This is a genomic window from Pseudomonas sp. AU11447 (genome assembly GCF_001672555.2).
Classification (GTDB): domain Bacteria; phylum Pseudomonadota; class Gammaproteobacteria; order Pseudomonadales; family Pseudomonadaceae; genus Pseudomonas; species Pseudomonas nitroreducens.
In genome coordinates, this window is the sequence record NZ_LZDG02000038.1 from 206166 (window position 1) to 229644 (window position 23479).

Below are 23479 nucleotides of genomic sequence, written 5' to 3' on the forward strand. Positions count from 1 at the left end.
GCGCCCGGCGCCCTTCCTTGCTTTGCATTCGGAGGGTAACACCTGATGGATACCAGCCTCGGAATCAACAACCCGCGTCCGGTCGACAGCGCCGTCGCAGGCAGCAAGCCGGTTAGCGGCAACAGCTTGCCGCAGGGCGCCAAGGAATCGCCGGCCAGCAACAAGGCTCGCAGCCTGAACGAAGCCGTCAGCCGGCTGCGTGAACAGGCCCAGTCGGTGCAACGCAACCTGGAGTTTTCGGTGGACGACGCCAGCGGCGAAACCGTCGTGAAGGTCGTGGCCTCCGATACTGGCGAGGTCATACGCCAGATTCCTTCGGAAGTTGCACTCAAGTTGGCAGAAAGCCTGAAGGAAGCGGGTAATCTGTTGTTCAGCGAACGCGCCTGATCTCTTTAGATTAGAGATCCTTGGCGCGATTCTTGAATGAAGCGTTACCAGACGCAGGCGGCACTCTGAGAACCGCCAGAAAATTGGACAGGAGGGTAGGCAAATGGCCGGGACTTCGATCAACGGTGTAGGGTCGGGATACGACATCGACTCCATCGTGACCGCTTTGGTCAATGCGCAGAAGGCGCCAAAGTCGAATCAGATCGCCAACCAGAAGACCGCCACCAACACCACGCTCTCCGGTGTCGGTTCGCTCAAGAGCGCCCTGTCGACTTTCCAGACCGCCCTGGGCAAGCTCAACGACCCCGACTCCAATGCTTTCGCCGGCCTCGCCGTCAAAAGCTCCAACACCGACGCGCTGACCGCGACCCTGGGCACCGGCGCTTCCGCCGGCACCTACAACATCGAAGTACAGAACCTGGCGACCAGCTCCAAGGTGGCTACCCAGTACGTCGACAAGTCCGCTTCCTTCGGGGCCGGCAGCCTGACCATCAGCCAGGGCAGCAGTACCTACAAGGTCAACGTCAAGGCCGGCGCCAGCCTTACGGACATTCGCGACAGCATCAACAGCCAGCTCAAGGACAGCGGTTTTACCGCCAACATCATCACCGACTCGAACGGCCCGCGCCTGGTGCTGGGCTCCAGCGTCACCGGTGCTGGCAGTGACATCAGCGTCACGACCACCGGCGATAGCAGCCTGTCGGTCCTGGCTATCGATGGTGCCAACACCAAGGCTTCTGCCACGGCCGGCGGCTACGTCGACAAACCGGCGATGAATGCCAACTACACCATCGACGGGCTGGAAATGAGCAGCTCGGTGAACAAGATTTCCAGCGCCATCAGCGGCGTGGAATTCAGCCTGGTGGCCGAGGGCAAATCCACCCTCAGCGTCAATACCAACACCGACGGCCTGAAGAGTTCCGTGCAGTCGTTCGTCGATGCCTACAACGCGTTGATGACCAGCATCAACTCGCTGACCAAGGTCACCACCACCACGGATTCCAGCGGCAACCCGACCACGTCGGCTGCCTCGCTGGCCAGTGACTCGATGACCCGCAACCTGCTCAACACCCTGCGCACCCAACTGGTTGGTTCCTCCACTGATGGTGGCAGCATCAAGCTGCTCTCCCAGTTGGGCGTCACCACCAAGAACGACGGTACGCTGGAGGTCGATAGCGAGAAGCTCGACAAGGCCCTGGAGAAAAACTTCTCCTCGGTGCAGGGCTTCTTCACCGGTGATGGCGGCCTGCTCTCGCGCATGAGCAACAGCATGGACCTGTACACCAAGACCAACGGCCTGATCGATCAGCGCCAGTCTGCGCTCAACGACACCCTGAGCGACCTGGCTGACCAGTCCACCAAGCTGGATACCCGCATGACCAAGCTGACCGAAACGCTCATGGCCAAGTACACCGCCATGGACACCCTGGTCGCCCAGCTCAATGCCACCAAGTCCAGTGTGCTGACCACGCTCAACGCGCTGAACAAGACCAGCAGCTCCGACAGCTGATTCCTGAGCAACCCGCCGCTCTGCGGCGGGTTGCGGGGCCGTACGCCCGTGCAGATTTTTGCCTAAAGGTTTTCCCGCCAGCGCCGATACTTTGAATATCGACGATTTGATCGTTCAGCGAATCAAGGGGAAATCAGATGAACGCTTCGGCAGCGCTGCGCCAGTACCAGAATGTGAACAACCAGTCGCAGGTGCACGACGCCTCTCCCCATCGTCTGATCCAGATGCTGATGGAAGGTGGCCTGAGCCGCATCGCCCAGGCGCGCGGCTCGATGGAGCGCGAGCAGTTCGCCCAGAAGGGCATGCTGATCGCCAAGGCCACTGCGATCATCGCCGGCCTGCGCGAAGCGCTGAACTTCGAGGCGGGTGGCGAGGTGGCGGAAAACTATGCCAACCTTTACGACTACATGAGCCGTCGCCTGGGCGACGCCAACCGCAGCAACGAAGTGCAAGTGCTCGACGAAGTCTCGGGTCTGCTGCGCACCATCAAGGAAGGCTGGGACGCCATCGCTCCGTGATTGCGGCCTGCCAGGAGATACCGAACATGACTCTCGCCGTCCAGCAGATCGAACAGACCCGCCTTGCTCTCGGGGCCGCACTGGCCCAGGAAGACTGGGAAGCGGTCGCCCAGCTCGACCTTCAGTGTCGCGAGCACGTCGATGCCGCGATGGTCGAGCCGATGGACGATGACAGCGAGCTCAAGCGCAGCCTGGAAGGATTGCTGGCGCTCTACCGCGAACTGGTCCAGGCTGTCACCCGGCAGCGCGAAGACGTGGCCAGCGAGATCGTCCGCGTCAATCGCTCCCACCAGGGCGCCAAGGTCTACCAGATGTTCGGCTGATCTATTCGGATCGGCTTTCTTCAGGCGGTGATCGGTCAGGTACCGGTGGCCGCCTTCTGCGCTTCGAACTACCCTCCAGTTCGATTGCCATGACAAGGATCAACACCCTTCGTCGGGCTACATCAAAAAAAACACGCCATAAATTTGACTCTAGCCACAATTTTGACTTAACTAGTGGCCAAATGCTGGCAAGCACGAGGAATTTGTGCTGTGGCCAGATCGTGTCAGCCGCCGTACGACGGCCTTCAAGCCCGGGATGACAAGCTAAGATGTGGCGCGAAACGAAAATCCTCGTGATCGATGACAACCAGGACCGCTGCCGGGACCTCTCGGTGATCATCAGCTTCCTGGGTGAAGACCAGCTCTCCTGCAGCAGCCGTGACTGGCGGCAGACCGTCGACCCGCTGCCCAACGGCAGCCGCGACGTGCTCTGCGTGCTGGTTGGCGCCGTGGAGAGCAAGGGCGGGGCGCTGGAGCTGCTCAAGCAGCTCGCCGCCTGGGACGAATACCTCCCCGTGCTGCTGATGGGCGAGCCGGTGCCCAACGAATGGCCCGAGGAACTGCGCCGCCGCGTGCTGGCCAGCCTCGAGATGCCGCCCAGCTACAACAAGCTGCTCGACTCCCTGCACCGCGCCCAGGTCTATCGCGAGATGTACGACCAGGCCCGTGAGCGTGGTCGCCAGCGCGAACCCAATCTGTTCCGCAGCCTGGTGGGCACCAGCCGTGCCATCCAGCAAGTGCGGCAGATGATGCAGCAGGTCGCCGATACCGATGCCAGCGTGCTGATTCTCGGCGAATCCGGCACCGGCAAGGAGGTGGTGGCGCGCAACCTGCACTACCACTCCAAGCGTCGTGATGCGCCATTCGTGCCGGTCAACTGCGGCGCGATTCCGGCGGAGTTGCTGGAAAGCGAACTGTTCGGCCACGAGAAGGGCGCGTTCACCGGCGCCATCACCACGCGTGCGGGCCGCTTCGAGCTGGCCAACGGCGGCACGCTGTTCCTCGACGAGATCGGCGACATGCCGCTGCCGATGCAGGTCAAGCTGCTGCGCGTGTTGCAGGAGCGCACCTTCGAGCGCGTGGGCAGCAACAAGACGCAGAATGTGGACGTGCGCATCATCGCCGCGACCCACAAGAACCTCGAGAAGATGATCGAGGACGGCAGCTTCCGCGAGGACCTGTACTACCGCCTCAACGTCTTCCCCATCGAGATGGCCCCGCTGCGCGAGCGCGTCGAGGACATCCCGCTGCTGATGAACGAACTCATCTCGCGCATGGAGCACGAGAAGCGCGGTTCGATCCGCTTCAACTCGGCCGCCATCATGTCGCTCTGCCGTCACGACTGGCCGGGCAACGTGCGCGAGCTGGCCAACCTCGTCGAGCGTCTGGCGATCATGCATCCCTACGGCGTGATCGGAGTGGGCGAGCTGCCGAAGAAATTCCGTCACGTCGACGACGAGGACGAGCAACTGGCGACCAGCCTGCGCGAGGAACTGGAAGAGCGCGCGGCGATCACCGCCGGCCTGCCGGGCCTGGACTCGCCGGCCATGCTGCCGGCCGAGGGCATCGACCTGAAGGACTACCTGGCCAACCTGGAACAGGGATTGATCCAGCAGGCGCTGGACGACGCCAGTGGTGTAGTCGCCCGTGCCGCCGAACGCCTGCGCATCCGCCGGACCACCCTGGTGGAGAAAATGCGCAAGTACGGCATGAGCCGCCGCGAAGAGGAAATGGCGGAGGATTGACGCCTCCGTCACACTCGTTTTTTCAAGTCATTGAAATATAACGAGTAATTTTTAGGCACGCGGTTTGCTAAGACTCATCCGACCGACAGATTCACGCCGTCGGACGGATGAGGAAAAACCGCATGATGCCCGCCACCAATCGCCAGACTGAACTCGCTTCCCGGCCCTCCGAACAGGTGCCGGTGGAGCAGCAGAGCCGCGCCCATCTGGAGCAGACCTTCGAGCTGTTCAGCCAGATGTCCAGCCAGCTCAACCAGTCCTACAGCCTGCTGGAAGCCCGCGTCACCGAGCTCAAGGGCGAACTGGCCCTGGTCAGCGCGCAGCGCATGCAGGAGCTGGCGGAGAAGGAGCGCCAGGCCAACCGCCTGCAGAGCCTGCTCGACGTATTGCCCGGCGGCGTCATCATGATCGACGGCCAAGGCGTGGTACGCGACGCCAATCCGGTGGCGGTCGCCTTGCTCGGCAAGCCGCTGGTGGGCATGCTCTGGCGCGAGGTCATCGCCCGCAGCTTCGCCCCGCGCGCCGACGACGGCCACGAAGTTTCCCTGCGCGATGGTCGCCGTGTGTCCATCGCTATCCGCCCGCTGAACGGCGAGCCCGGCCAGCTCATCCTGCTCAACGACCTGACGGAAACCCGTCGTCTGCAGGACCAGCTTGCCCGTCACGAGCGCCTGTCCGCCCTGGGCCGCATGGTCGCTTCCCTGGCTCACCAGATCCGTACCCCGCTGTCCGCCGCCATGCTTTACGCCGGCCACCTGAGCGAAGGCGAGCTGCCGGTCGAGCAGCAGCAACGCTTTGCCGGCCGTATCAAGGAGCGCCTGCACGAGCTGGAAAGCCAGGTGCGCGACATGCTGGTATTCGCCCGCGGCGAGCTGCCATTGCCGGACCGCCTCGCCCCCAACCAACTGTTCAGCAGCCTTCGCGCGGCGGCCGAATCCCACGTCGTCGGACTCAATCTGCGTTGGCAGTGCGATGCACGCGTGGGCGAGTTGTTGTGCAACCGCGACACGCTGGTCGGCACCGCACTCAACCTGGTGGAGAACGCCATCCAGGCCGCTGGCCGCGAAGTGCGCCTGAAGGTGCACCTCTACCAGCGCGGCAACAGCCTGCGCCTGAGCGTCAGCGACAACGGTCCGGGCATGAGCGCCGAAACCCTGGCGCGTCTCGGCGAACCCTTCTTCACCACCAAGACCACCGGCACCGGCCTCGGCCTCGCGGTGGTGAAAGCTGTCGCCAAGGCTCACCAGGGTGAATTGCTTCTGCGCTCGCGGCCGGGTGTCGGTACCTGCGCCACCCTGGTCCTGCCGCTGATCCTGGCTCAATCCGCCGTCCACGAGGAGTGATTTCCATGGCCGCCAAAGTCCTGCTGGTCGAAGACGACCGCGCCCTTCGTGAAGCCCTCTGCGACACCCTGTCGCTCGGCGGGCACGACTTCATTGCCGTCGATTGCGCCGAGGCCGCGTTGCCGGCGCTGGAGAAGGACGCCTTCAGCCTGGTGATCAGCGACGTCAACATGCCGGGCATGGACGGGCACCAGTTGCTCGGCCTGATCCGCAAGCGCTACCCGCAATTGCCGGTGCTGCTGATGACCGCCTATGGCGCCGTCGACCGCGCCGTGGATGCCATGCGCCAAGGGGCTGCCGACTATCTGGTCAAACCGTTCGAGCCGCGTGCGCTGCTGGAGCTGGTGGCCCGTCACGCGCTGGGGGCCGTATCGGCCAGTGCCGGCGAAGGCCCGGTAGCCCTGGAGCCCGCCAGCCAGCAATTGCTGGAGCTGGCTGCCCGTGTCGCGCGTAGCGATTCCACCGTGCTGATCTCCGGCGAGTCGGGTACCGGCAAGGAGGTGCTGGCGCAGTACATCCACCAGCAGTCGCCCCGCGTCGGCAAGCCGTTCGTTGCGATCAACTGCGCTGCGATTCCGGACAACATGCTCGAGGCCACCCTGTTCGGCCACGAGAAGGGCGCCTTCACCGGCGCCATCGCCGCCCAGCCGGGCAAGTTCGAACTGGCTGACGGGGGCACGATCCTGCTCGACGAAATTTCCGAGATGCCGTTGGCCCTGCAAGCCAAGCTGCTGCGCGTGCTGCAGGAACGCGAGGTGGAACGTGTCGGCGCGCGCAAGCCGATCAGCCTGGATATCCGCGTGCTCGCCACCACCAACCGCGACCTGCTCGGCGAGGTGGCTGCCGGCCGATTCCGCGAGGACCTCTACTATCGCCTGTCGGTATTCCCGTTGGCGTGGCGACCGCTGCGCGAGCGTCCTGCCGACATCCTGCCGCTGGCCGAACGCTTGCTGGCCAAGTACGCGCGCAAGATGAACCACGCGCCCGTCACCCTGGCCGATTGCGCCCGCGCCGCTTTGCTGACGCACCCCTGGCCGGGCAACGTGCGCGAACTGGACAACGCCATCCAGCGCTCGCTGATCCTGCAGCAGGGCGGCCAGGTGCTGGCCGCTGATCTGTGCCTGACCTCGCCCATCGGCCTGGCACCGCGCCCGATGTTGTCGGCAGTGCCGGCATCGGCACCGCCGGCTTCGGCCAGCGTCGACATTCCGTCAGTCGCCTCCACCGAGGCCGGGCAACTGGGCGAAGACCTCAAGCGCCGCGAGTTCCAGATGATCATCGACACCCTGCGCAGCGAGCGCGGCCGCCGCAAGGAAGCCGCCGAGCGCCTGGGCATCAGCCCGCGCACCCTGCGCTACAAGCTCGCGCAGATGCGTGACGCCGGCATGGATGTGGAGGCTTATCTCTACGCCAGCTGAGCCGCCGACACATAACCCCTCTTGGCCCGCATTCGTGCGGGCCTTTTCTTGGCGCTCTGCCGGCCAGGTAGGGCGCGCTTTTCGTAGGAGCGAGCTTGCTCGCGAACCGACGTTGCAGCGGGGTTGTTCGCGAGCAGGCTCGCTCCTACAGGCAAGTCCTGTCCCGGCGTCGAAACAGCTGCCATCCGCGTATTTGCCTTTCCCCTGAAAGGCCCTGCCCAGAGCCTTCTTCTTCGATTTTTCTGCGTCTTGAAAACCTGGCACCCAAGTTGCAATCACCTCTGCAAAGCGCCGCGCAGTGTCAAAAAACCGCGGCCGGTCGGAGGGGTAAGTGATGAGTCAGGGTATCGAGTTCAATCGTCTGTTGCTGGAAATGCGCTCCATGCAAATGGAGGCCATGGCCAAGGCGAAGACGACGCAGGCGGCGCCGGTCGAAGCGGGGGCGCCGAGCTTCTCGCAGATGCTCGGCCAGGCCGTGGACAAGGTGAACGGTACCCAGCAGGCCGCCTCCGACATGGCCTCCGCCTTCGAGATGGGGCAGAAAGGGGTCGATCTCACCGACGTGATGATCGCCTCGCAGAAGGCCAGTGTTTCTTTCCAGGCGATGACCCAGGTACGCAACAAGCTCGTGCAGGCGTACCAGGACATCATGCAGATGCCGGTTTGATCGGCGAGGATCGTAGGTAATGTCCCAAGCCTCCGTTGTTGATAGCCAGATTCCGGCCAAGGTCGGCGCCGACGCGCCGAAAAAGCCGCTGCTGGGCCTGGCCTTCCTCGAGAACCTCGCGGACATGCCGGTGCTGCGCCAGGTCGGCCTGCTGGTCGGCCTTGCCGCGAGCATCGCCATCGGCTTCGGCATGGTCCTGTGGTCGCAGCAGCCGGACTACAAGCCGCTCTACGGCAGCCTCAATGGCGTCGACGCGAACAAGGTGGTCGAGGCGCTGTCCGCCGCCGATATCGGCTACAAGATCGAGCCCAACTCCGGCGCGCTGCTGGTGAAGGCCGACGACCTCGGCCGTGCGCGCATGAAGGTGGCCGGTGCGGGCCTGGCGCCGACCGACAGCAACGTCGGCTTCGAGATCCTCGACAAGGAGCAGGCGCTGGGCACCAGCCAGTTCATGGAAGCGACCAACTACCGTCGCGGCCTGGAAGGCGAGCTGGCGCGCACCGTCGCCAGCCTGAACAACGTCAAGGGTGCCCGCGTGCACCTGGCGATCCCGAAGAGCTCGGTGTTCGTCCGTGACGACCGCAAGCCCAGCGCCTCGGTGCTGGTCGAGCTGTACCCGGGCCGCAGCCTGGAGCCAAGCCAGGTGCTGGCCATCGTCAACCTGGTCGCCACCAGCGTGCCGGAACTGGACAAGTCCCAGGTCACCGTGGTCGACCAGAAGGGCAATCTGCTTTCCGACCAGCAGGAGCTCTCCGAGCTGACCATGGCCGGCAAGCAGTTCGACTTCACCCGCCGCATGGAAAGCAACTTCACCCAGCGTGTGCACAGCATCCTCGCGCCGGTCCTGGGCAACGGCCGCTACAAGGCCGAGGTGTCCGCCGACGTCGACTTCAGCGCGGTGGAATCCACCTCCGAGTCGTTCAACCCGGACCAGCCGGCCCTGCGCAGCGAACAGGTGAACAACGAGGAACGGCAGAACAGCAACGGCCCGCAGGGCGTGCCGGGTGCGCTGTCGAACCAGCCGCCGAACCCGGCCAGCGCGCCGCAGACCACCGGTCAGAACGCCGGCGCGGATTTCGTCGCTCCGGGTCAACCGCTCAAGGACGCCAACGGCCAGACGATCATCGATCCGAAGACCGGCAAGCCGGAGCTGGCTCCGTACCCGACCGACAAGCGCCAGCAGAACACCCGCAACTACGAGCTGGACCGCTCGGTGAGCTACACCAAGCAGCAGCAGGGTCGCCTGCGCCGGCTTTCCGTCGCGGTGGTGCTGGATGACCGCGTGATCGCCGATCCGAAGACCGGCGAAGTCAGCCACCAGCCCTGGACCGCCGACGAACTGGGGCGCTTCACCCGTCTGGTGCAGGACGCGGTAGGCTACGACGCCAGCCGTGGCGACAGCGTCAGCGTGATCAACGCGCCGTTCGCCCCGGAACTGGGTGATGAAATTGCCTCGCCGCCGTTCTACTCGCAGCCCTGGTTCTGGGATGTGGTCAAGCAGGTGCTGGGCATCGTCTTCATCCTGGTGCTGGTGCTGGGCGTGCTGCGCCCGGTGTTGAACAACCTGTCGGGCAACAAGAGCAAGGCTCTGGTGGCCGGCGGCGCAGGCGAAGGCGGCCTGGGCGAGCTGGGTGGTCTGGAGGGCGAGCTGTCCGAAGACCGCGTGAGCCTCGGCGGCCCGGCCAGCATCCTGCTGCCGAGCCCCTCCGAGGGGTACGATGCACAATTGAATGCGATCAAGAGTCTGGTCGCCCAGGACCCGGGGCGCGTAGCCCAGGTAGTGAAGGACTGGATCAATTCCGATGAGTGAAGCCCGCATGAGCGCCAAACTGAACAAGGTCGACAAGGCTGCCATTCTCCTGCTCTCCCTGGGTGAGACCGATGCCGCGCAGGTGCTGCGCCACATGGGCCCGAAGGAAGTGCAGAAGGTCGGCGTGGCCATGGCGCAGATGCGCAATGTGCACCGCGAGCAGGTCGAGCAGGTGATGGGCGAGTTCGTCGAGATCGTCGGCGACCAGACCAGCCTGGGCGTGGGCGCCGACAGCTACATCCGCAAGATGCTCACCCAGGCCCTGGGCGAGGACAAGGCGAACAACCTCATCGACCGCATCCTGCTGGGCGGCAATACCAGCGGCCTGGACAGCCTGAAGTGGATGGAGCCGCGTGCCGTGGCCGACGTGATCCGCTACGAGCACCCGCAGATCCAGGCCATCGTGGTCGCCTACCTCGACCCGGACCAGGCCGGCGAAGTGCTCAGCCACTTCGACCACAAGGTGCGCCTGGACATCATCCTGCGCGTGTCCTCGCTCAACACCGTGCAGCCGTCCGCGCTCAAGGAACTGAACCTGATCCTGGAGAAACAGTTCGCCGGCAACGCCAACTCCACCCGCACCACCATGGGCGGCGTGAAGCGCGCGGCAGACATCATGAACTACCTCGACAGCTCGGTCGAAGGCGCGCTGATGGACGCCATCCGCGAAGTCGACGAGGACCTGTCGGGCCAGATCGAAGACCTGATGTTCGTCTTCGACAACCTCGCCGACGTCGACGACCGCGGCATCCAGGCGCTGCTGCGCGAGGTCTCCTCGGACGTGCTGGTGCTGGCCCTCAAGGGCTCGGACGAGGCGATCCGCGAGAAGATCTTCCGCAACATGTCCAAGCGCGCCGCCGAGCTGCTGCGCGACGACCTGGAGGCCAAGGGCCCGGTGCGCGTCAGCGAAGTGGAAGGCGCGCAGAAGGAAATCCTCACCATTGCCCGGCGTATGGCCGAGTCCGGCGAGATCGTGCTCGGCGGCAAGGGCGGCGAGGAGATGATCTAAGTTGGTCAAGGACGAGGACAAGCTCAGCGAGCTGATCCGGGCCCGCGATACCGTGGGGTTCGATCGTTGGTCGCTGCCCAGTTTCGACCCGGCCCGGCCGGCCCCGGAACCCGAGCCCGAACCCGAGCCGGTGCTCGACGAACCGCCGCAGATCGAAGAGGTGCCGGAGGAAGAGGTCAAGCCACTGACGCTGGACGAGCTCGAGGCGATTCGCCAGGAGGCGTACAACGAGGGCTTTTCCACCGGCGAGAAGGACGGCTTCCACGCCGGCCAGCTGAAGGCGCGCCAGGAAGCCGACGCGGCGCTGCAACCGCGCCTGCAGAATCTCGAAACCCTGATGTCGCACCTGCTCGAGCCCATCGCCGAGCAGGACCAGATGCTCGAACAAGGCATGCTCAACCTGGTGACCCACGTGGTGCGCCAGGTGGTGCAGCGCGAACTGGCCACCGATTCCAGCCAGATCCGCCTGGTGCTGCGCGAGGCACTCAAGCTGCTGCCCATGGGCGCCAGCAACATCCGTATCCAGGTCAACCCGCAGGACTTCGAACTGGTGAAAGCGCTACGCGACCGCCACGAGGAAAGCTGGAAGATCATCGAGGACGATGGCCTGCTGCCCGGCGGTTGCCGTATCGAGACCGAGCATTCGCGCATCGACGCCTCTGTCGAGACGCGCCTGGCCCAGGCCGTGAAGCAACTCTTCGAGCAGCAGCGCGACCAGGCGACCCATGCGCTGGAGCCTGACCTGCATGTGGACCTCGACGCTGGCCAAGGCGACCCCGATGCGTCTTGATCGCGTCAGCTTTGCCCGCCGCCTGCAGGGCTACAGCGACGCCGTGAGCCTGCCGACGCAGCCGGTGGTGGAAGGCCGCCTGCTGCGCATGGTCGGCCTGACGCTGGAGGCCGAAGGCCTGCAGGCCGCCGTCGGCAGCCGTTGCCAGGTGATCAACGACGGCGGCTATCACCCCGTGCAGGTGGAAGCCGAAGTCATGGGCTTTGCCGGCAGCAAGATCTACCTGATGCCGGTGGGCAGCCTCGTCGGCATCGCGCCCGGCGCCCGCGTGGTGCCGCTGCCGGACTCCGGCCGCCTGCCCATGGGCATGTCGATGCTCGGCCGCGTGCTCGACGGCGTCGGCCGCGCACTGGACGGCAAGGGCGGCATGCGCGCCGAGGACTGGGTGCCGATGGATGGCCCGATCATCAACCCGCTGGCACGCGACCCGATCCATGAACCGATGGACGTCGGCATCCGTTCGATCAACTCGCTGCTCACCGTCGGCCGCGGCCAGCGCCTGGGCCTGTTCGCCGGTACCGGCGTCGGTAAATCCGTGCTGCTGGGCATGATGACCAAGTTCACCAAGGCCGACATCATCGTGGTCGGGCTGATCGGTGAACGGGGCCGCGAGGTGAAGGAATTCATCGAGCACATCCTCGGCGAGGAAGGCCTCAAGCGTTCCGTGGTCGTCGCCTCGCCGGCGGACGATGCGCCGCTGATGCGCCTGCGCGCCGCGCAGTATTGCACCCGTATCGCCGAGTACTTCCGCGACAAGGGCAAGAACGTGCTGTTGCTGATGGATTCCCTGACCCGTTACGCCCAGGCCCAGCGCGAGATCGCCCTGGCCATCGGCGAACCGCCGGCGACCAAGGGCTATCCGCCGTCGGTATTCGCCAAGCTGCCGCGTCTCGTTGAGCGCGCCGGTAATGGCGAAAAGGGCGGCGGTTCGATCACCGCGTTCTACACTGTGCTCAGCGAAGGCGACGACCAGCAGGACCCGATCGCCGATGCCGCGCGGGGTGTGCTCGACGGCCACTTCGTGCTGTCGCGCCGGCTGGCCGAGGAAGGCCATTACCCGGCCATCGACATCGAAGCCTCCATCAGCCGGGTGATGCCGCAGGTCACCTCGCCGGAACACCTGCGCGATGCCCAGCGCTTCAAGCAACTGTGGTCGCGCTACCAGCAGAGCCGCGACCTGATCAGCGTTGGCGCATACGTGGCCGGTGGCGATCCGGAAACCGACCTGGCGATCCAGCGCTTCCCGATCATGCGCCAGTTCCTCCGCCAGGGGCTGGACGAAAGCCAGAACCTCGACGACAGCCGCCTGCTGCTCGACGCGGTCGTCAGTGGCAAGGCCGGCTGATGCCCGGCCTCCGCGAAGCTGCTCGTAGGATGGGTGGAGCTTGCGATACCCATCGTCTTTCAGCTTGTGGCGAATCGCAGCATGGGTATCGCTGCGCTCCACCCATCCTACGGAAAACGCAGCGGGAGAAGCGCTTGTGAACCGCCGCGCCGAACGCCTGGCTCCGGTGGTCGAGATGGCGCTCAAGGCCGAGCGCGAAGCCGCGCGCCAGCTTGGTCTGGTGCAGGGTCAGCTACAGCAGGCGCAGCGCAAGCTTGCCGAGCTGGAACGCTACCGCTTCGACTACCAGCAGCAGTGGATCCGCAATGGCCAGCAGGGCGTCAGTGGCCAGTGGCTGATCAACTACCAGCGCTTCCTCTCCCAGCTCGAAGGTGCGGTGGAGCAGCAGAACCGCTCCGTCAGCTGGCACCAGGAAACCGTCGACAAGGCACGAGCCGTCTGGCAGGAGAAGTACGCGCGCCTGGAAGGCCTGCGAAAACTAGTGGAGCGTTATCGCGAGGAAGCGCGCCTGGCCGCCGACAAGTACGAGCAGAAGCAGCTCGATGAGTTTGCCCAGCGTCTGAAACCCTCCGTCGACTGACTGCGCCAGCGGCGCGGCGCGGCGGCGTGCTAGGCTCCACGGAGTCCTCCCAGCGGAAGCCTTTCATGCCTCTCCCCACGCCTGTTCCTGTGGATTTCCAGCGCGTCCTGGACCTATGGCAACTCACTCCCGAAGGCGATCCCATCGTCACCCCCAGCAGCCACCTGTTGCCGGTGCGCTGGCGCGGCCGGGCAGCGATGGTCAAGCGTGCGCTGGACATCGACGAGCAGGTCGGCGCGCAGGTGATGAACTGGTGGAATGGCGAGGGCGCCGCGCTGGTCTACGCCTTTGACGGTGACACCCTCCTGATGGAGCGTGCCGAGGGCACTCGATCGCTGATGCACATGGCGCTCAATGGCGAGGACGACCAGGCCAGCCGCATCGTTTGTGATGTCGTGCGCCGCCTGCACTGGCCGCAGGAGCAACCGCTGCCGCCACTGCTCGGGCTGCGCGAATGGTTCCGCGATCTGGCGCCTGCGGCGGCGCGTTACGGCGGCCTGTTCCCGCGCTGCCTGGAAACCGCCGAAGCGTTGCTGGCCAGCGAGCATGACCGGGGCGTGCTGCACGGCGACGTCCATCACGACAACATCCTGGATTTCGGCGAGCGCGGCTGGCGCGCCATCGATCCCAAGCGCCTGTATGGCGAGCGTCTGTTCGACTACGCCAACCTGCTGTGCAACCCGGACCTGCCCACCTCTCGCGAGCGTGCGCGCTTTCTCCGCCAGCTGGATGTGATCGTCGAGCACGCCCGTGTCGATCGGCGGCGCCTGCTGGAGTGGGTGCTGGCTTTCGCCGGTCTTTCCGCCGCCTGGTTCCTCGACGATGGCATGGCCGCAGAGAGCGATCTCACCGTCGCGCAGCTGGCGGCCGCCGAACTGGATCGCACCGCATGCTGCGCGTGAATCGCACGTTGCTGCGGGCGCATCCACGCCTGCTGGGGGCCGGGTTGTTCGGCGTTTTGGCGGGGCTGGCCTGCTACTGGCTGTCACCCATGACGCGGGTGCTGGTGGGGTGGAACGGCATGGCCTGGCTGTACGTGCTGCTGATCGGCTGGCTGGCCTGGCGGGCCGACGCCGCTCAGGTGAAGCGCGTGGCGAGCATCGAGGACGAGAACGCCGAAGCAGTGCTGGTGTTGATCATCGTGGCGGCGCTGGCGAGCCTGGGGGCGATCATCGTCGAACTGGCCACCGCATCCCACGCCGGTGACCGCGAGAAGCTGGTGCGTTATGCCTTCACGGCCAGCACCGTGCTCGGTTCCTGGTTCCTCATCGGCACCATGTTCAGCATGCATTACGCGCGGATGTTCTATGCCGCCCACGAGAGCAAGCCGGTGCTGCGCTTTCCCGAAGGCGAACAGCATCCGGACCTGTGGGACTTCCTCTACTTCTCCTTCACCCTCAGCGTGGCGGTGCAGACCTCCGATGTGGAAGTCGCCTCGCGTTCGATGCGCAAGGTGGTGCTGGCGCACTCGGTGATCGGCTTCCTGTTCAATACCGCGATCCTGGGGTTGGCGATCAACATGGGCGCCGGCTTGGTCGGCTAGGCGGGCGGCAGCGTCTCGGCGGCCAGGCGCAGCGCAAGCACGACGAAGGCCAGCGAGAAGCCCCAGCGAATCCCTTTCATCACGGCGGGTCGACCGATCACGTGGTCGCGCACCCGGGCTGCCAGCAGCCCATAGCCGATGAACACGAGGAAGGTCATCAGTGCGAATGCCAGGCCGAGCACCAGGAACAGGGCCTTGGCGTCCGCGCTGCCGGCCGGCACGAACTGCGGCAGGAAGGCCAGGAAGAACAGCCCGAGCTTGGGGTTGAGCAGGTTGAGCCAGAGCCCGGTGCCCACCAACTGAGTGGTGCTGCGCGGGCTGCCGGCCGAGTCCAGCGCCAGGGCGCCGTTGCCGCGCAATACCTGCCAGGCGATGAACAGCAGGTAGGCGGTGCCCAGCCATCTGATGACCTGGAAGCTGGCCGCGCTGGCCTGCAGGATCAGCGACAGGCCGAAGGTCGCGAGCAGCAATTGCGGGACCATGCCCAGTGTGCAGCCCAGTGCCGCAAGGGTGGCCGCGCGGGCACCGAGTCCGAGGCCGACGGCCAGGGTGTAGAGCACACCGGTGCCGGGCAGCAAAACGACGACGAACGCCGTCAGCAGGAATTCTGCGTTCATTCCCGTGGGTTTCCTGTCTGGAAGAAGTGAGGCCGTGAGGCCGGCGAACTCAGGGTGCTGGTAGTGGTGCCCTGAGCGAGGAGCGCCATTGTCCTGGCGTCGGCCCGAGCTGGCGGGCGAAGGCGCGGGTCATGTGGGACTGGTCGGCGAACCCGGCGAGCAGGCTCGCTTCGGCCAGCGAGCGGCCCTCGCCGATAGCCTTGTGGGCCACTCGCACGCGGTACTGCAGCAGGTACGCATGGGGCGTGGTGCCCAGTTCGCGGCGGAAGCGGCGCAGGGCCGCAAAGGGTGTCAGCCCGGCCAGGCTGGCGAGCTCGGCCAGTGTGGGAGCGTGGCGCGGGTCATCGTGAATCCGCTCGAGCATGCGCGCCACGCTCCGGGAGGGCAGGGCGGCTGCTGTCGTGGCGGTACGCCGGTCGAGCAGATCGCCGAACAGGTCGATCAGGCCTTCGCTGGCTTCATCGGCGCAAGCGTCCGGCAGGCGCTGCAACAGGCTGGCGATGCGCCGGGCGAGTCGCGGGTCGGCCAGCGTCGGCAGGGGAAACTCCCTGCCGGCCATCTCGCTGCCGGCCAGTCGTGCAATCAGCGTCGGCTCGACGTACAGCATCCACCAGCGGCGGGGCGCACTGCGCAGGGGAATGCCGTCGTGCAGTTCGTTGGGGCTCACGGTGATGATGTCGCTCGGCCCGGCCTCGACCTGGCCGCGGCCGCTCCACGAACGATGGCCGCCCTCGAGCATCACGCCGATGCCGTACTCGTCGTGGGCATGGCGCGGGAAGCTGCGCTGGGTAAGGATCTCGACGGTGCGCAGGCCGGGCAGGGCAGTGGAAGTGCAGTTCACTCGGTGCAGCATGGGTCAGAGCCTGCGGGCGTGGTGTGGTGACTGGCAGAGTAGCCCCTTGTGCAGCGATGCTCTTGAATGAAATTGACTCTTTCGCCACTGCCGACCGTCGGTACTCGGTTTGCCCCTCACCTCAACTCTCTCCCGAGGGAAAGGGGGCCGTTCGGTGTGTGCGGGGAACTGCTCTCTGCGGGAATCGATGGTGCAGGAAAAACGGTGGATTCAGCCCAGGCACGGGCTACCCCCTCTCTCTCAGGAGCGGGGCGCGCAGCCAGGGCTGGGGTGAGGATGCTCCGCGGACTGAGAATGTCCAGGCTCAGAAGAACGGCCGTGACGCCTTGAACATGAATGCCGAGTCGCAATAGGCGTTGTGCCCGGAGTAGGCACTGCAGTCGCCGCCGGTGAGGCTGCTGCCGCTGTAGGAGAAGTTCAGGTCGATGCCTTTCCACGGTCGGCTGAAGTTCAACGACCAGTCGCCGTACTCGCTGACGCTGCCGCCGCTGCTCAGGCTCACGGGGGAAGCGAGACTGTAGGCGGAGTACTTGAAGGTCACGTCGAAGCCGAGGTCGGACTGTACGCCCAGGTCGGTGAACAGCGTCGCGGTGCTGCGCCCGGCCTGGGCACTGTAGGCCGCGCCGAGGCGGCTGCCGAACACCGAGAGGCCACCGTAGAGCGCCTGGCTGTCGTAGTCGGGTTGCTCCGGGCGGCTGTAGCGCAGGGTGCCTACTTCGTAGCCCAGCTTGCCGTCACCCAGCGGGTGCTTGAAGCCGGCGTAGCTGTCGATCTCCAGGGGCTTCTCCTGCTCCAGGTTCGATGTCCAGCTGCCCACATACCACCCACTGTCGTGGGTGATGTCGAGGCCACCCTGGGCGCTGCTGGCCTGGCCCGGCTGGACCAGCCCCTGGGCCATGCTGCGCGTCGGCGAGTTGGCGAACTTGAGTTCGAAGTCACCCAGCTCGCGCTGCATCACCTGGGCGGCGGCATACGGCGCTGCACACAACATGCAGGCCGCGATGAGAATGGACTTGGTCATGCTCCCCCCTTCTTGCGGCTGCGACCCTTACAAGGCTTCTTGCGAGCCTTCACCCCGCGTCGCACGCGTAAAAGGGTAAAGGCATTCGCCATGCCTGTGTCGACCGGTGGTCCATTAATCGACTCGCGCGGCGAAGGCCAGACGGGCCTGGCCCGGCGGTTTCCCATCGCTCGCCGAGGTTGCCGCTGTCATCGCTAACTGCTACATCTTCAAGCTCGTGCGCGACCATCGATCGATAAGGAGAATCCCATGGCCATCACTTCCGTTCCCTCCGCTGACGGGCAGGAGCTCACCATCGTGGTCCAGGGGCGTTTCGATTTCGGCGCACACCAGGAGTTCCGCAACGCCTACGAGCGCGTCGAGACCACTCCCAAGCGCTACGTGGTGGACCTGAAGGGTGCCACCTATCTGGACAGCTCGGCGCTGGGGATGCTCCTGCTGCTGCGCGACCATGCCGGTGGCGAGAGCGCGCAGATCAGCCTGGTGCACTGCAACCCCGATGTGCGCAAGGTGCTGGCCATTTCCAACTTCGAGCAGCTGTTCAAGATCAGCTGACGCGGCCCGGTCCGCAGTGGCAACGGCCATGTCCGAACTCCTCACGGTACTGATCGCCGACGACAACGCCGCCGACCGCCTGCTGTTGTCGACCATCGTCAGCCGCCAGGGTCATCGCGTGCTCACCGCCGCCAACGGGCTGGAAGCCCTGGCGCTGTTCGCCCAGGAGCGCCCGCAGCTGGTGCTGATGGATGCACTGATGCCGGTGATGGACGGCTTCGAGGCGGCGCGGCGGATTCGCCGGCAGGCCGGCGAGGAGCTGGTGCCGATCATCTTCCTCACCTCACTGAGCGAGCCCGAGGCGCTGGTGCAGAGCCTGGAGGCGGGCGGCGACGACTTCCTCTCCAAGCCCTACAACCGCATCATCCTCGAAGCCAAGATCCGCGCCATGGGGCGCCTGCATCACCTGCAGCGGATGGTGCTGGAACAGCGCGACCTGATCGCCCGGCACAACGAACACCTGCTCAACGAGCAGCGGGTGGCCAAGGCGGTGTTCGACAAGGTGGCGCATTCGGGTTGCCTGAATGCGGCGAATATCCGCTATCTGCAATCACCCTTTGCCTTGTTCAACGGTGACCTGCTGCTGGCGGCCTTCAAGCCTTCCGGCGGCATGCACGTGCTGCTCGGTGACTTCACCGGCCATGGCTTGCCGGCGGCCATCGGTGCCATGCCGCTGGCCGAGGTGTTCTACGGCATGACTGCCAAGGGCTACCCGATGGCGGACATCCTTCGGGAGATGAATGCCAAGCTCAAGCGCATCCTCCCGGTAGGGGTGTTCTGCTGCGCCGCGGTGCTCAATCTGAGTTTCCAGCGCGGCCTGGTGGAGGTGTGGAATGGCGGCCTGCCCAATGGCTACCTGCTGCGCCAGCAGCCGCGCGAAATCGTGCCGCTGGTCTCGCGGCACTTGCCGCTGGGGATACTCGAGGCGTCTGCCTTCAGCGACCACTGCGAGGTCTACGCCATGGAGGAGGGCGACCGTGTGTTTCTCTTCTCCGACGGAGTGCTGGAAGCGCGCAATGCCGCCGGCGAAGTGTTCGGGGAACAGCGCCTGCGCGAGGTCTACGACAGCGAGCCAAGCTCCGCGCGCCTGTTCGATGGTATCCAGGCCGCCCTGGCGCGCTTCCGCGGCGAGGCCCAGGATGACGTCAGCATGCTGGAGGTCGCGCTGGTCCCCGAGAACTCGCTGCAGCGCCCGCCGCTGGCATTCTCCGACAATGGCCTGAGCAGCCCGCTGGACTGGTCCGCCAGTTTCGAGTTCCGTGCGCCGACCCTGCGCAATTTCAATCCCCTGCCTTTCCTGCTGCAGCTGCTGATGGAAGTGCACGACCTGCGCCCGCGCGGCGGCGCGCTCTACACCGTGCTCGCCGAGCTGTACTCCAACGCCCTGGAGCACGGCGTGATGGGCCTGGACTCCACGCTCAAGTGCGATGCCGCCGGCTTCGCCCGCTATTACCAGGAGCGCAGCCAGCGTCTCCACGAGCTGCACGACGGCTTCGTGCGTTTCCACCTCGACCTCGCGCCCCACGGCGATGGCGGGCGGTTGCTGATGCGGGTGGAAGACAGCGGCGACGGTTTCGACGTCGGCGCGGTGCTCGCTTCGCAGCAGGCTGCCGGCAGTCTCTGCGGGCGCGGCCTCACGCTGGTCCGGCAACTGGCCGACCGCTGCCAGTGGTCGAGCGACGGCAAGACCGTGGCCGTGGAGTTCTTCTGGTCGGCTCAGGCATAATCGGGGCCTTCTTGTCCCCCCGCAGGGTGGCGAGCCGTCCTCCAGGGAGTGCCCCATGTCCGAGCCGCATCTCGATGGCGCCGTGCTGAGCAATTTGCTGTCGATCATGGAAGACGAGTACCCGCTCCTGGTGGAGACCTTCCTCAGCGACTCCGAAGAGCGCCTGCGCAGCATCCGCGAGGCGTCCGCCGTCAGCGATGCGCCAGCACTGCGCCACGCTGCGCACAGCTTCAAGGGCAGCTGCGGCAACATGGGCGCTTCCGTACTGAGCAGTCTGTGCAAGCGCCTGGAAGAGGCCGCACGGCAGAATGACCTGGCCAGCGCCCAGAGCCTGATCGGCAAGGTCGAGCACGAATTCTCCATCGTCCGTACCCTGCTGGTGCCCGGTCGCTCCTGAGTTTTTCCGAGTTGGCCCGCGCCTTGCTATCTCCGTGTTGGATATTCACATCAACGGAGAACTCCGATGGCTGTCGCCCCGGATATGTTATTGACGTCGACGCCTGACACCAGGCCCAAGGCGGCGCTCTCCAAGTCTGCCCAGAATTCGTCGAACAGCAGCAACGACAAGGGTTCCAGCTTCGCCGACGTCTATGCCAAGGAGCAGCGTCCGGCGGCCAGCGAGCGCCCGGACAAGCCCGTCAAGGCGAAGACCGACAAGCCTCGGGACACTGCCGACAAGGGCACTGCGAGCAAGGATTCTGCTGCGCCGGCTGCCGCCGACCAGCCAAAGGTTGCCGAGGACGGCAAGGCCTTGCCGGCCGATGGCGCCAGCAAGGCGCAGGACAGCACGGTAGCCGATACCGAAGCCAAGACCGACGCGACCCTCGACCCGCTGCTGATGCTGGGCATGACCGGGCAACTGCCGGAGCCCGAGGCGCCACCGTTGGTGGTCAGCAGCGGGGCCAGCCAGCTGACGGATGCCAGCAGCGATGGCGACTTGCAGAAACTCAACGAGATCCCTGGCGTGAGCCTGGCCCTGGGGCTGGGTGGCGAGGACCAGGCACCGCAGGTTCAGCCGACGCAGTTGGCCGGCCACCTGGCAGCCAAGGCCGACGGCAAGGCGAACGTCGACGCGAAGAACGACTTGTCCGCTGCCCTGGCCGCGCTGAACCCGGATTCGGCCGCCAAGGGCGGTGAAGCGAAGCTCGGCGAAGGCGCGCTGAAGGATGGAGCGGACCTGACCCAGCAATTGGCGGATGTGCAGACCGACGCCAAGCCGGAGATGCCGCGCAACGAAACGTTCGCTGCGCGTCTGGAGTCCCTGACCCAGGCGCTGAACACACCACAGGCCATGACCACTCGCCCGGTGAACCCGCTGGTGCCCGGCCAGGCGGTGTCGATGCAGCAGAATGGCTGGACCGACCAGGTAGTGGACCGGGTGATGTGGATGTCCTCGCAGAACCTCAAGTCCGCCGAGATCCAGATGGACCCGGCCGACCTCGGTCGCCTGGAGGTGCGTATCCACATGACCGCCGACCAGACCCAGGTGAATTTCGTCAGCGCCAACGCCGGCGTGCGTGAAGCGCTGGACAGCCAGCAGCACCGCTTGCGCGAAATGTTCAGCCAGCAGGGCATGGGCCAGCTGGACGTCAACGTCTCGGACCAGTCCGCCCGTGGCTGGCAGCAACAGCAGCAGGGCGATGAGCGCGGCGGTTCGCGGCGCGTGGCCGGTTCAGAGGGCGACGACGAGCCGATGATCAGCGGCGTGTCGGAGATCCGCCCGGCATCGACGGCGCAGGGCAGGGGGCTGGTGGATTACTACGCGTGATTCCTGTGCGGCTTTGCAGGGCAGCGCGGCGCGCCTGAGAGGGCCCTCAACCTAACCCTCTCCCAAGGGGAGAGGGGACTGTCCTGAGCGTTTGGGCAGTCCGCAGCCATCCGGCACTGTTTAAGGCACGGGAGGCCCCCCTCTCCCTCCGGGAGAGGGCTGGGGTGAGGGAATTGCGCGAGCACGGAGTTTCCCTGTTGTTCGCGAGCAAGCTCGCTCCTACGAAAAGCGAGTTCGCAGTTTGGCCCAGCCTGCCGGAGCGAGCTTGCGGGCGAACCGCCTCAACGCCTGATCTCCATGGCTCACAGGAAAATTCTTACGCTCCCCGTGACATCCTCCGTCTAGCCTGTAATATCCGCGGCGGCGCCAGTCGAACTGGCACAGCCCTTGCTGATACCCCCTGTATCAGCGCATTGCGCCGGAATAGTGACGGATATTTGGCATGGCCAAGAAAGAACAGCCTCCGCTTCCCGATGGACAAGCGCCCGCCAAGGGCAAGCTGAAACTCATCATCATCATCGTGCTGGCCTTCCTGCTGGCAGTCGGTGCTTCGGTGGGCGGCACCTGGTTCTTCCTGCACAAGAGCGCCAAGCCCGAGGAAGCCGAAGCCAAGAGCGCCGAGCACGCGGAGCCGACCAAGAAGCAGGCGGTCTACGAGATCCTCGCGCCAGCCTTCGTGGTCAACTTCAATCAGAACGGTCGCCAGCGTTACCTGCAGGTGGCCGTCGCCCTGATGGGCCGCGACCAGGCGCAGATGGACGCGCTGCGCGAGCAGATGCCGCTGGTGCGCAACCAGCTGGTGATGCTCTTCTCCAGTCAGAATTTCGACACGCTGGTGACGCCGGTGGGCAAGGAAATGCTGCGTCAGCAGGCGACTTCCAGTCTTCAGGAACTGGCGAAGAAGGCGACCGGTCAGTTGACCGTGGAGCAAGTGCTTTTCACCAACTTCGTATTGCAGTAGGTACCCGCCATGGCCATGCAGGATCTACTTTCCCAGGACGAGATCGACGCGCTGTTGCACGGCGTGGACGATGGCCTGGTGGAAACCGAGTCCGACGTCGAGCCGGGGGCGATCAAGTCCTACGACCTGACCAGTCAGGACCGCATCGTCCGGGGCCGCATGCCGACCCTGGAGATGATCAACGAGCGGTTCGCCCGCTACACCCGCATCAGCATGTTCAACCTGCTGCGCCGCTCGGCGGACGTCGCCGTTGGCGGCGTGCAGGTGATGAAATTCGGCGAGTACGTGCATTCGCTGTACGTGCCCACCAGCCTCAACCTGGTGAAGATGAAACCCCTGCGCGGCACCGCGCTGTTCATCCTCGACGCCAAGCTGGTGTTCAAGCTGGTGGACAATTTCTTCGGCGGTGACGGGCGCCACGCCAAGATCGAAGGCCGCGAGTTCACCCCCACCGAGCTGCGCGTGGTGCGGATGGTCATCGAGCAGGCCTTCGTCGACCTCGCCGAAGCCTGGCACGCGGTGATGCCGATCACCTTCGAGTACGTGAACTCCGAGGTGAACCCGGCGATGGCCAACATCGTCAGCCCCAGCGAAGTGGTGGTGGTCTCCACCTTCCACATCGAACTGGACGGCGGCGGCGGCGACCTGCACATCACCCTGCCGTACGCGATGATCGAGCCGATCCGCGAGATGCTCGACGCCGGCTTCCAGTCCGACGTGGACGACCAGGACGAGCGCTGGATCAACGCCCTGCGCGAAGACATCCTCGACGTCAGCGTGCCGCTGGGCGCCACCGTCGTGCGTCGCCAGCTCAAGCTGCGGGACATCCTGCACATGCAGCCGGGCGACGTGATCCCGGTGGAGCTGCCCGAGCACATGATCATGCGCGCCAACGGCGTGCCTTCCTTCAAGGTCAAGCTGGGTTCGCACAAGGGCAACCTGGCCTTGCAGATTCTCGATCCGCTCGTGCGCCCGCGCTGAGCGAATCCC

General features: G+C 65.4%; 24 protein-coding genes. 21 read left to right on the top strand and 3 right to left on the bottom strand.

The annotated features are described in order from the left end of the window. Positions 1-45: 45 nt before the first annotated feature. The 15 genes from A6723_RS12295 to A6723_RS12365 all read left to right on the top strand — a co-directional run bounded on the left by A6723_RS12295 (position 46) and on the right by A6723_RS12365 (position 14988). The gene (locus A6723_RS12295; RefSeq protein WP_054907270.1) at positions 46-387 is read left to right on the top strand and encodes a flagellar protein FlaG; all 342 of its coding nucleotides are present in this window, start codon (positions 46-48) and stop codon (positions 385-387) included. Between the two features lie 103 nt (positions 388-490). Beyond that, positions 491-1897: a flagellar filament capping protein FliD gene (gene fliD, locus A6723_RS12300; RefSeq protein WP_054907271.1), complete on the top strand. Its 1407-nt coding sequence runs from the start codon at positions 491-493 to the stop codon at positions 1895-1897. 137 nt (positions 1898-2034) lie between these two features. Beyond that, positions 2035-2415: a flagellar export chaperone FliS gene (gene fliS / locus A6723_RS12305; RefSeq protein ID WP_024764930.1), complete on the top strand. Its 381-nt coding sequence runs from the start codon at positions 2035-2037 to the stop codon at positions 2413-2415. A 26-nt stretch (positions 2416-2441) separates the two neighbouring features. Further along, positions 2442-2738, top strand: coding sequence for a flagellar protein FliT (gene fliT, locus A6723_RS12310; protein ID WP_054907272.1), 297 nt, complete (start codon positions 2442-2444; stop codon positions 2736-2738). Positions 2739-3007: 269 nt separating this feature from the next. Then, positions 3008-4483, top strand: a complete 1476-nt coding sequence (locus tag A6723_RS12315) for a sigma-54 dependent transcriptional regulator (RefSeq protein ID WP_054907273.1) — start codon at positions 3008-3010, stop codon at positions 4481-4483. Positions 4484-4605: 122 nt separating this feature from the next. Then, complete coding sequence (locus A6723_RS12320) at positions 4606-5826, top strand: PAS domain-containing sensor histidine kinase (protein WP_054907274.1); 1221 nt, start codon at positions 4606-4608, stop codon at positions 5824-5826. A 5-nt stretch (positions 5827-5831) separates the two neighbouring features. Then, a complete protein-coding gene (gene fleR / locus A6723_RS12325; RefSeq protein WP_054907275.1) occupies positions 5832-7244 on the top strand; it encodes a sigma-54-dependent response regulator transcription factor FleR in 1413 nt (470 codons plus the stop codon). Positions 7245-7578: 334 nt separating this feature from the next. Continuing rightward, positions 7579-7911 (top strand): flagellar hook-basal body complex protein FliE, encoded by a 333-nt coding sequence (gene fliE, locus A6723_RS12330; protein WP_024764936.1) that lies wholly within the window; start codon positions 7579-7581, stop codon positions 7909-7911. Positions 7912-7930: 19 nt separating this feature from the next. Beyond that, positions 7931-9721, top strand: a complete 1791-nt coding sequence (gene fliF, locus A6723_RS12335) for a flagellar basal-body MS-ring/collar protein FliF (protein ID WP_024764937.1) — start codon at positions 7931-7933, stop codon at positions 9719-9721. After that, entirely contained in the window at positions 9714-10730 is a 1017-nt protein-coding gene (gene fliG, locus A6723_RS12340) for a flagellar motor switch protein FliG (RefSeq protein ID WP_017520274.1), read from the top strand. Before fliF ends, fliG begins: the two co-directional genes overlap by 8 nt. 1 nt (position 10731) lies before the next feature. Then, on the top strand, positions 10732-11520 hold the full coding sequence (gene fliH / locus A6723_RS12345) for a flagellar assembly protein FliH (RefSeq protein ID WP_054907276.1): 789 nt from the start codon (positions 10732-10734) through the stop codon (positions 11518-11520). Further along, positions 11510-12865 carry a flagellar protein export ATPase FliI gene (gene fliI / locus A6723_RS12350; RefSeq protein WP_024764939.1) on the top strand — a complete coding sequence of 452 codons (1356 nt, stop codon included), beginning with the start codon at positions 11510-11512 and terminating at the stop codon, positions 12863-12865. Before fliH ends, fliI begins: the two co-directional genes overlap by 11 nt. 136 nt (positions 12866-13001) lie before the next feature. Next, a complete protein-coding gene (fliJ, locus tag A6723_RS12355; protein WP_082450515.1) occupies positions 13002-13445 on the top strand; it encodes a flagellar export protein FliJ in 444 nt (147 codons plus the stop codon). Between the two features lie 65 nt (positions 13446-13510). Further along, a complete protein-coding gene (locus A6723_RS12360) occupies positions 13511-14347 on the top strand; it encodes an aminoglycoside phosphotransferase family protein (RefSeq protein WP_054907277.1) in 837 nt (278 codons plus the stop codon). Next, positions 14335-14988, top strand: a complete 654-nt coding sequence (locus A6723_RS12365; protein ID WP_196912671.1) for a DUF1345 domain-containing protein — start codon at positions 14335-14337, stop codon at positions 14986-14988. The genes A6723_RS12360 and A6723_RS12365 overlap by 13 nt, the downstream gene beginning before the upstream one ends. Here A6723_RS12365 and A6723_RS12370 read toward each other — a convergent pair. From A6723_RS12370 to A6723_RS12380, 3 genes are all read right to left on the bottom strand, one after another. Then, positions 14985-15605: a LysE family translocator gene (locus tag A6723_RS12370; protein ID WP_054907278.1), complete on the bottom strand. Its 621-nt coding sequence runs from the start codon at positions 15603-15605 to the stop codon at positions 14985-14987. The two genes, A6723_RS12365 and A6723_RS12370, sit on opposite strands and share 4 nt — an antisense overlap. 49 nt (positions 15606-15654) lie before the next feature. After that, positions 15655-16458: an AraC family transcriptional regulator gene (locus tag A6723_RS12375; protein WP_054907279.1), complete on the bottom strand. Its 804-nt coding sequence runs from the start codon at positions 16456-16458 to the stop codon at positions 15655-15657. A gap of 304 nt (positions 16459-16762) precedes the next feature. Continuing rightward, positions 16763-17479 (bottom strand): TorF family putative porin, encoded by a 717-nt coding sequence (locus tag A6723_RS12380; RefSeq protein ID WP_024764953.1) that lies wholly within the window; start codon positions 17477-17479, stop codon positions 16763-16765. 249 nt (positions 17480-17728) lie between these two features. Between A6723_RS12380 and A6723_RS12385 the strand changes: the two genes are divergently transcribed. From A6723_RS12385 to fliM, 6 genes are all read left to right on the top strand, one after another. After that, on the top strand, positions 17729-18034 hold the full coding sequence (locus A6723_RS12385; RefSeq protein WP_054907280.1) for an STAS domain-containing protein: 306 nt from the start codon (positions 17729-17731) through the stop codon (positions 18032-18034). 28 nt (positions 18035-18062) lie between these two features. Next, positions 18063-19760, top strand: a complete 1698-nt coding sequence (locus A6723_RS12390) for a SpoIIE family protein phosphatase (RefSeq protein ID WP_054907281.1) — start codon at positions 18063-18065, stop codon at positions 19758-19760. A 55-nt stretch (positions 19761-19815) separates the two neighbouring features. Beyond that, entirely contained in the window at positions 19816-20157 is a 342-nt protein-coding gene (locus tag A6723_RS12395; protein ID WP_054907282.1) for an Hpt domain-containing protein, read from the top strand. A 66-nt stretch (positions 20158-20223) separates the two neighbouring features. Then, positions 20224-21528 (top strand): flagellar hook-length control protein FliK, encoded by a 1305-nt coding sequence (locus A6723_RS12400; RefSeq protein WP_054907283.1) that lies wholly within the window; start codon positions 20224-20226, stop codon positions 21526-21528. Positions 21529-21970: 442 nt separating this feature from the next. After that, a complete protein-coding gene (fliL, locus tag A6723_RS12405) occupies positions 21971-22489 on the top strand; it encodes a flagellar basal body-associated protein FliL (RefSeq protein ID WP_024764958.1) in 519 nt (172 codons plus the stop codon). Positions 22490-22498: 9 nt separating this feature from the next. Further along, on the top strand, positions 22499-23470 hold the full coding sequence (gene fliM, locus A6723_RS12410; protein ID WP_054907284.1) for a flagellar motor switch protein FliM: 972 nt from the start codon (positions 22499-22501) through the stop codon (positions 23468-23470). Positions 23471-23479: the final 9 nt, after the last annotated feature.

Coding starts and splice junctions, on each gene's coding strand:
- A6723_RS12295 (WP_054907270.1), top strand. CDS start 46: ATGGATACCAGCCTCGGAATCAACAACCCGCGTCCGGTCGACAGCGCC.
- fliD (WP_054907271.1), top strand. CDS start 491: ATGGCCGGGACTTCGATCAACGGTGTAGGGTCGGGATACGACATCGAC.
- fliS (WP_024764930.1), top strand. CDS start 2,035: ATGAACGCTTCGGCAGCGCTGCGCCAGTACCAGAATGTGAACAACCAG.
- fliT (WP_054907272.1), top strand. CDS start 2,442: ATGACTCTCGCCGTCCAGCAGATCGAACAGACCCGCCTTGCTCTCGGG.
- A6723_RS12315 (WP_054907273.1), top strand. CDS start 3,008: ATGTGGCGCGAAACGAAAATCCTCGTGATCGATGACAACCAGGACCGC.
- A6723_RS12320 (WP_054907274.1), top strand. CDS start 4,606: ATGATGCCCGCCACCAATCGCCAGACTGAACTCGCTTCCCGGCCCTCC.
- fleR (WP_054907275.1), top strand. CDS start 5,832: ATGGCCGCCAAAGTCCTGCTGGTCGAAGACGACCGCGCCCTTCGTGAA.
- fliE (WP_024764936.1), top strand. CDS start 7,579: ATGAGTCAGGGTATCGAGTTCAATCGTCTGTTGCTGGAAATGCGCTCC.
- fliF (WP_024764937.1), top strand. CDS start 7,931: ATGTCCCAAGCCTCCGTTGTTGATAGCCAGATTCCGGCCAAGGTCGGC.
- fliG (WP_017520274.1), top strand. CDS start 9,714: ATGAGTGAAGCCCGCATGAGCGCCAAACTGAACAAGGTCGACAAGGCT.
- fliI (WP_024764939.1), top strand. CDS start 11,510: ATGCGTCTTGATCGCGTCAGCTTTGCCCGCCGCCTGCAGGGCTACAGC.
- A6723_RS12360 (WP_054907277.1), top strand. CDS start 13,511: ATGCCTCTCCCCACGCCTGTTCCTGTGGATTTCCAGCGCGTCCTGGAC.
- A6723_RS12365 (WP_196912671.1), top strand. CDS start 14,335: ATGCTGCGCGTGAATCGCACGTTGCTGCGGGCGCATCCACGCCTGCTG.
- A6723_RS12370 (WP_054907278.1), bottom strand. CDS start 15,605: ATGAACGCAGAATTCCTGCTGACGGCGTTCGTCGTCGTTTTGCTGCCC.
- A6723_RS12375 (WP_054907279.1), bottom strand. CDS start 16,458: ATGCTGCACCGAGTGAACTGCACTTCCACTGCCCTGCCCGGCCTGCGC.
- A6723_RS12380 (WP_024764953.1), bottom strand. CDS start 17,479: ATGACCAAGTCCATTCTCATCGCGGCCTGCATGTTGTGTGCAGCGCCG.
- A6723_RS12385 (WP_054907280.1), top strand. CDS start 17,729: ATGGCCATCACTTCCGTTCCCTCCGCTGACGGGCAGGAGCTCACCATC.
- A6723_RS12390 (WP_054907281.1), top strand. CDS start 18,063: ATGTCCGAACTCCTCACGGTACTGATCGCCGACGACAACGCCGCCGAC.
- A6723_RS12395 (WP_054907282.1), top strand. CDS start 19,816: ATGTCCGAGCCGCATCTCGATGGCGCCGTGCTGAGCAATTTGCTGTCG.
- A6723_RS12400 (WP_054907283.1), top strand. CDS start 20,224: ATGGCTGTCGCCCCGGATATGTTATTGACGTCGACGCCTGACACCAGG.
- fliL (WP_024764958.1), top strand. CDS start 21,971: ATGGCCAAGAAAGAACAGCCTCCGCTTCCCGATGGACAAGCGCCCGCC.
- fliM (WP_054907284.1), top strand. CDS start 22,499: ATGGCCATGCAGGATCTACTTTCCCAGGACGAGATCGACGCGCTGTTG.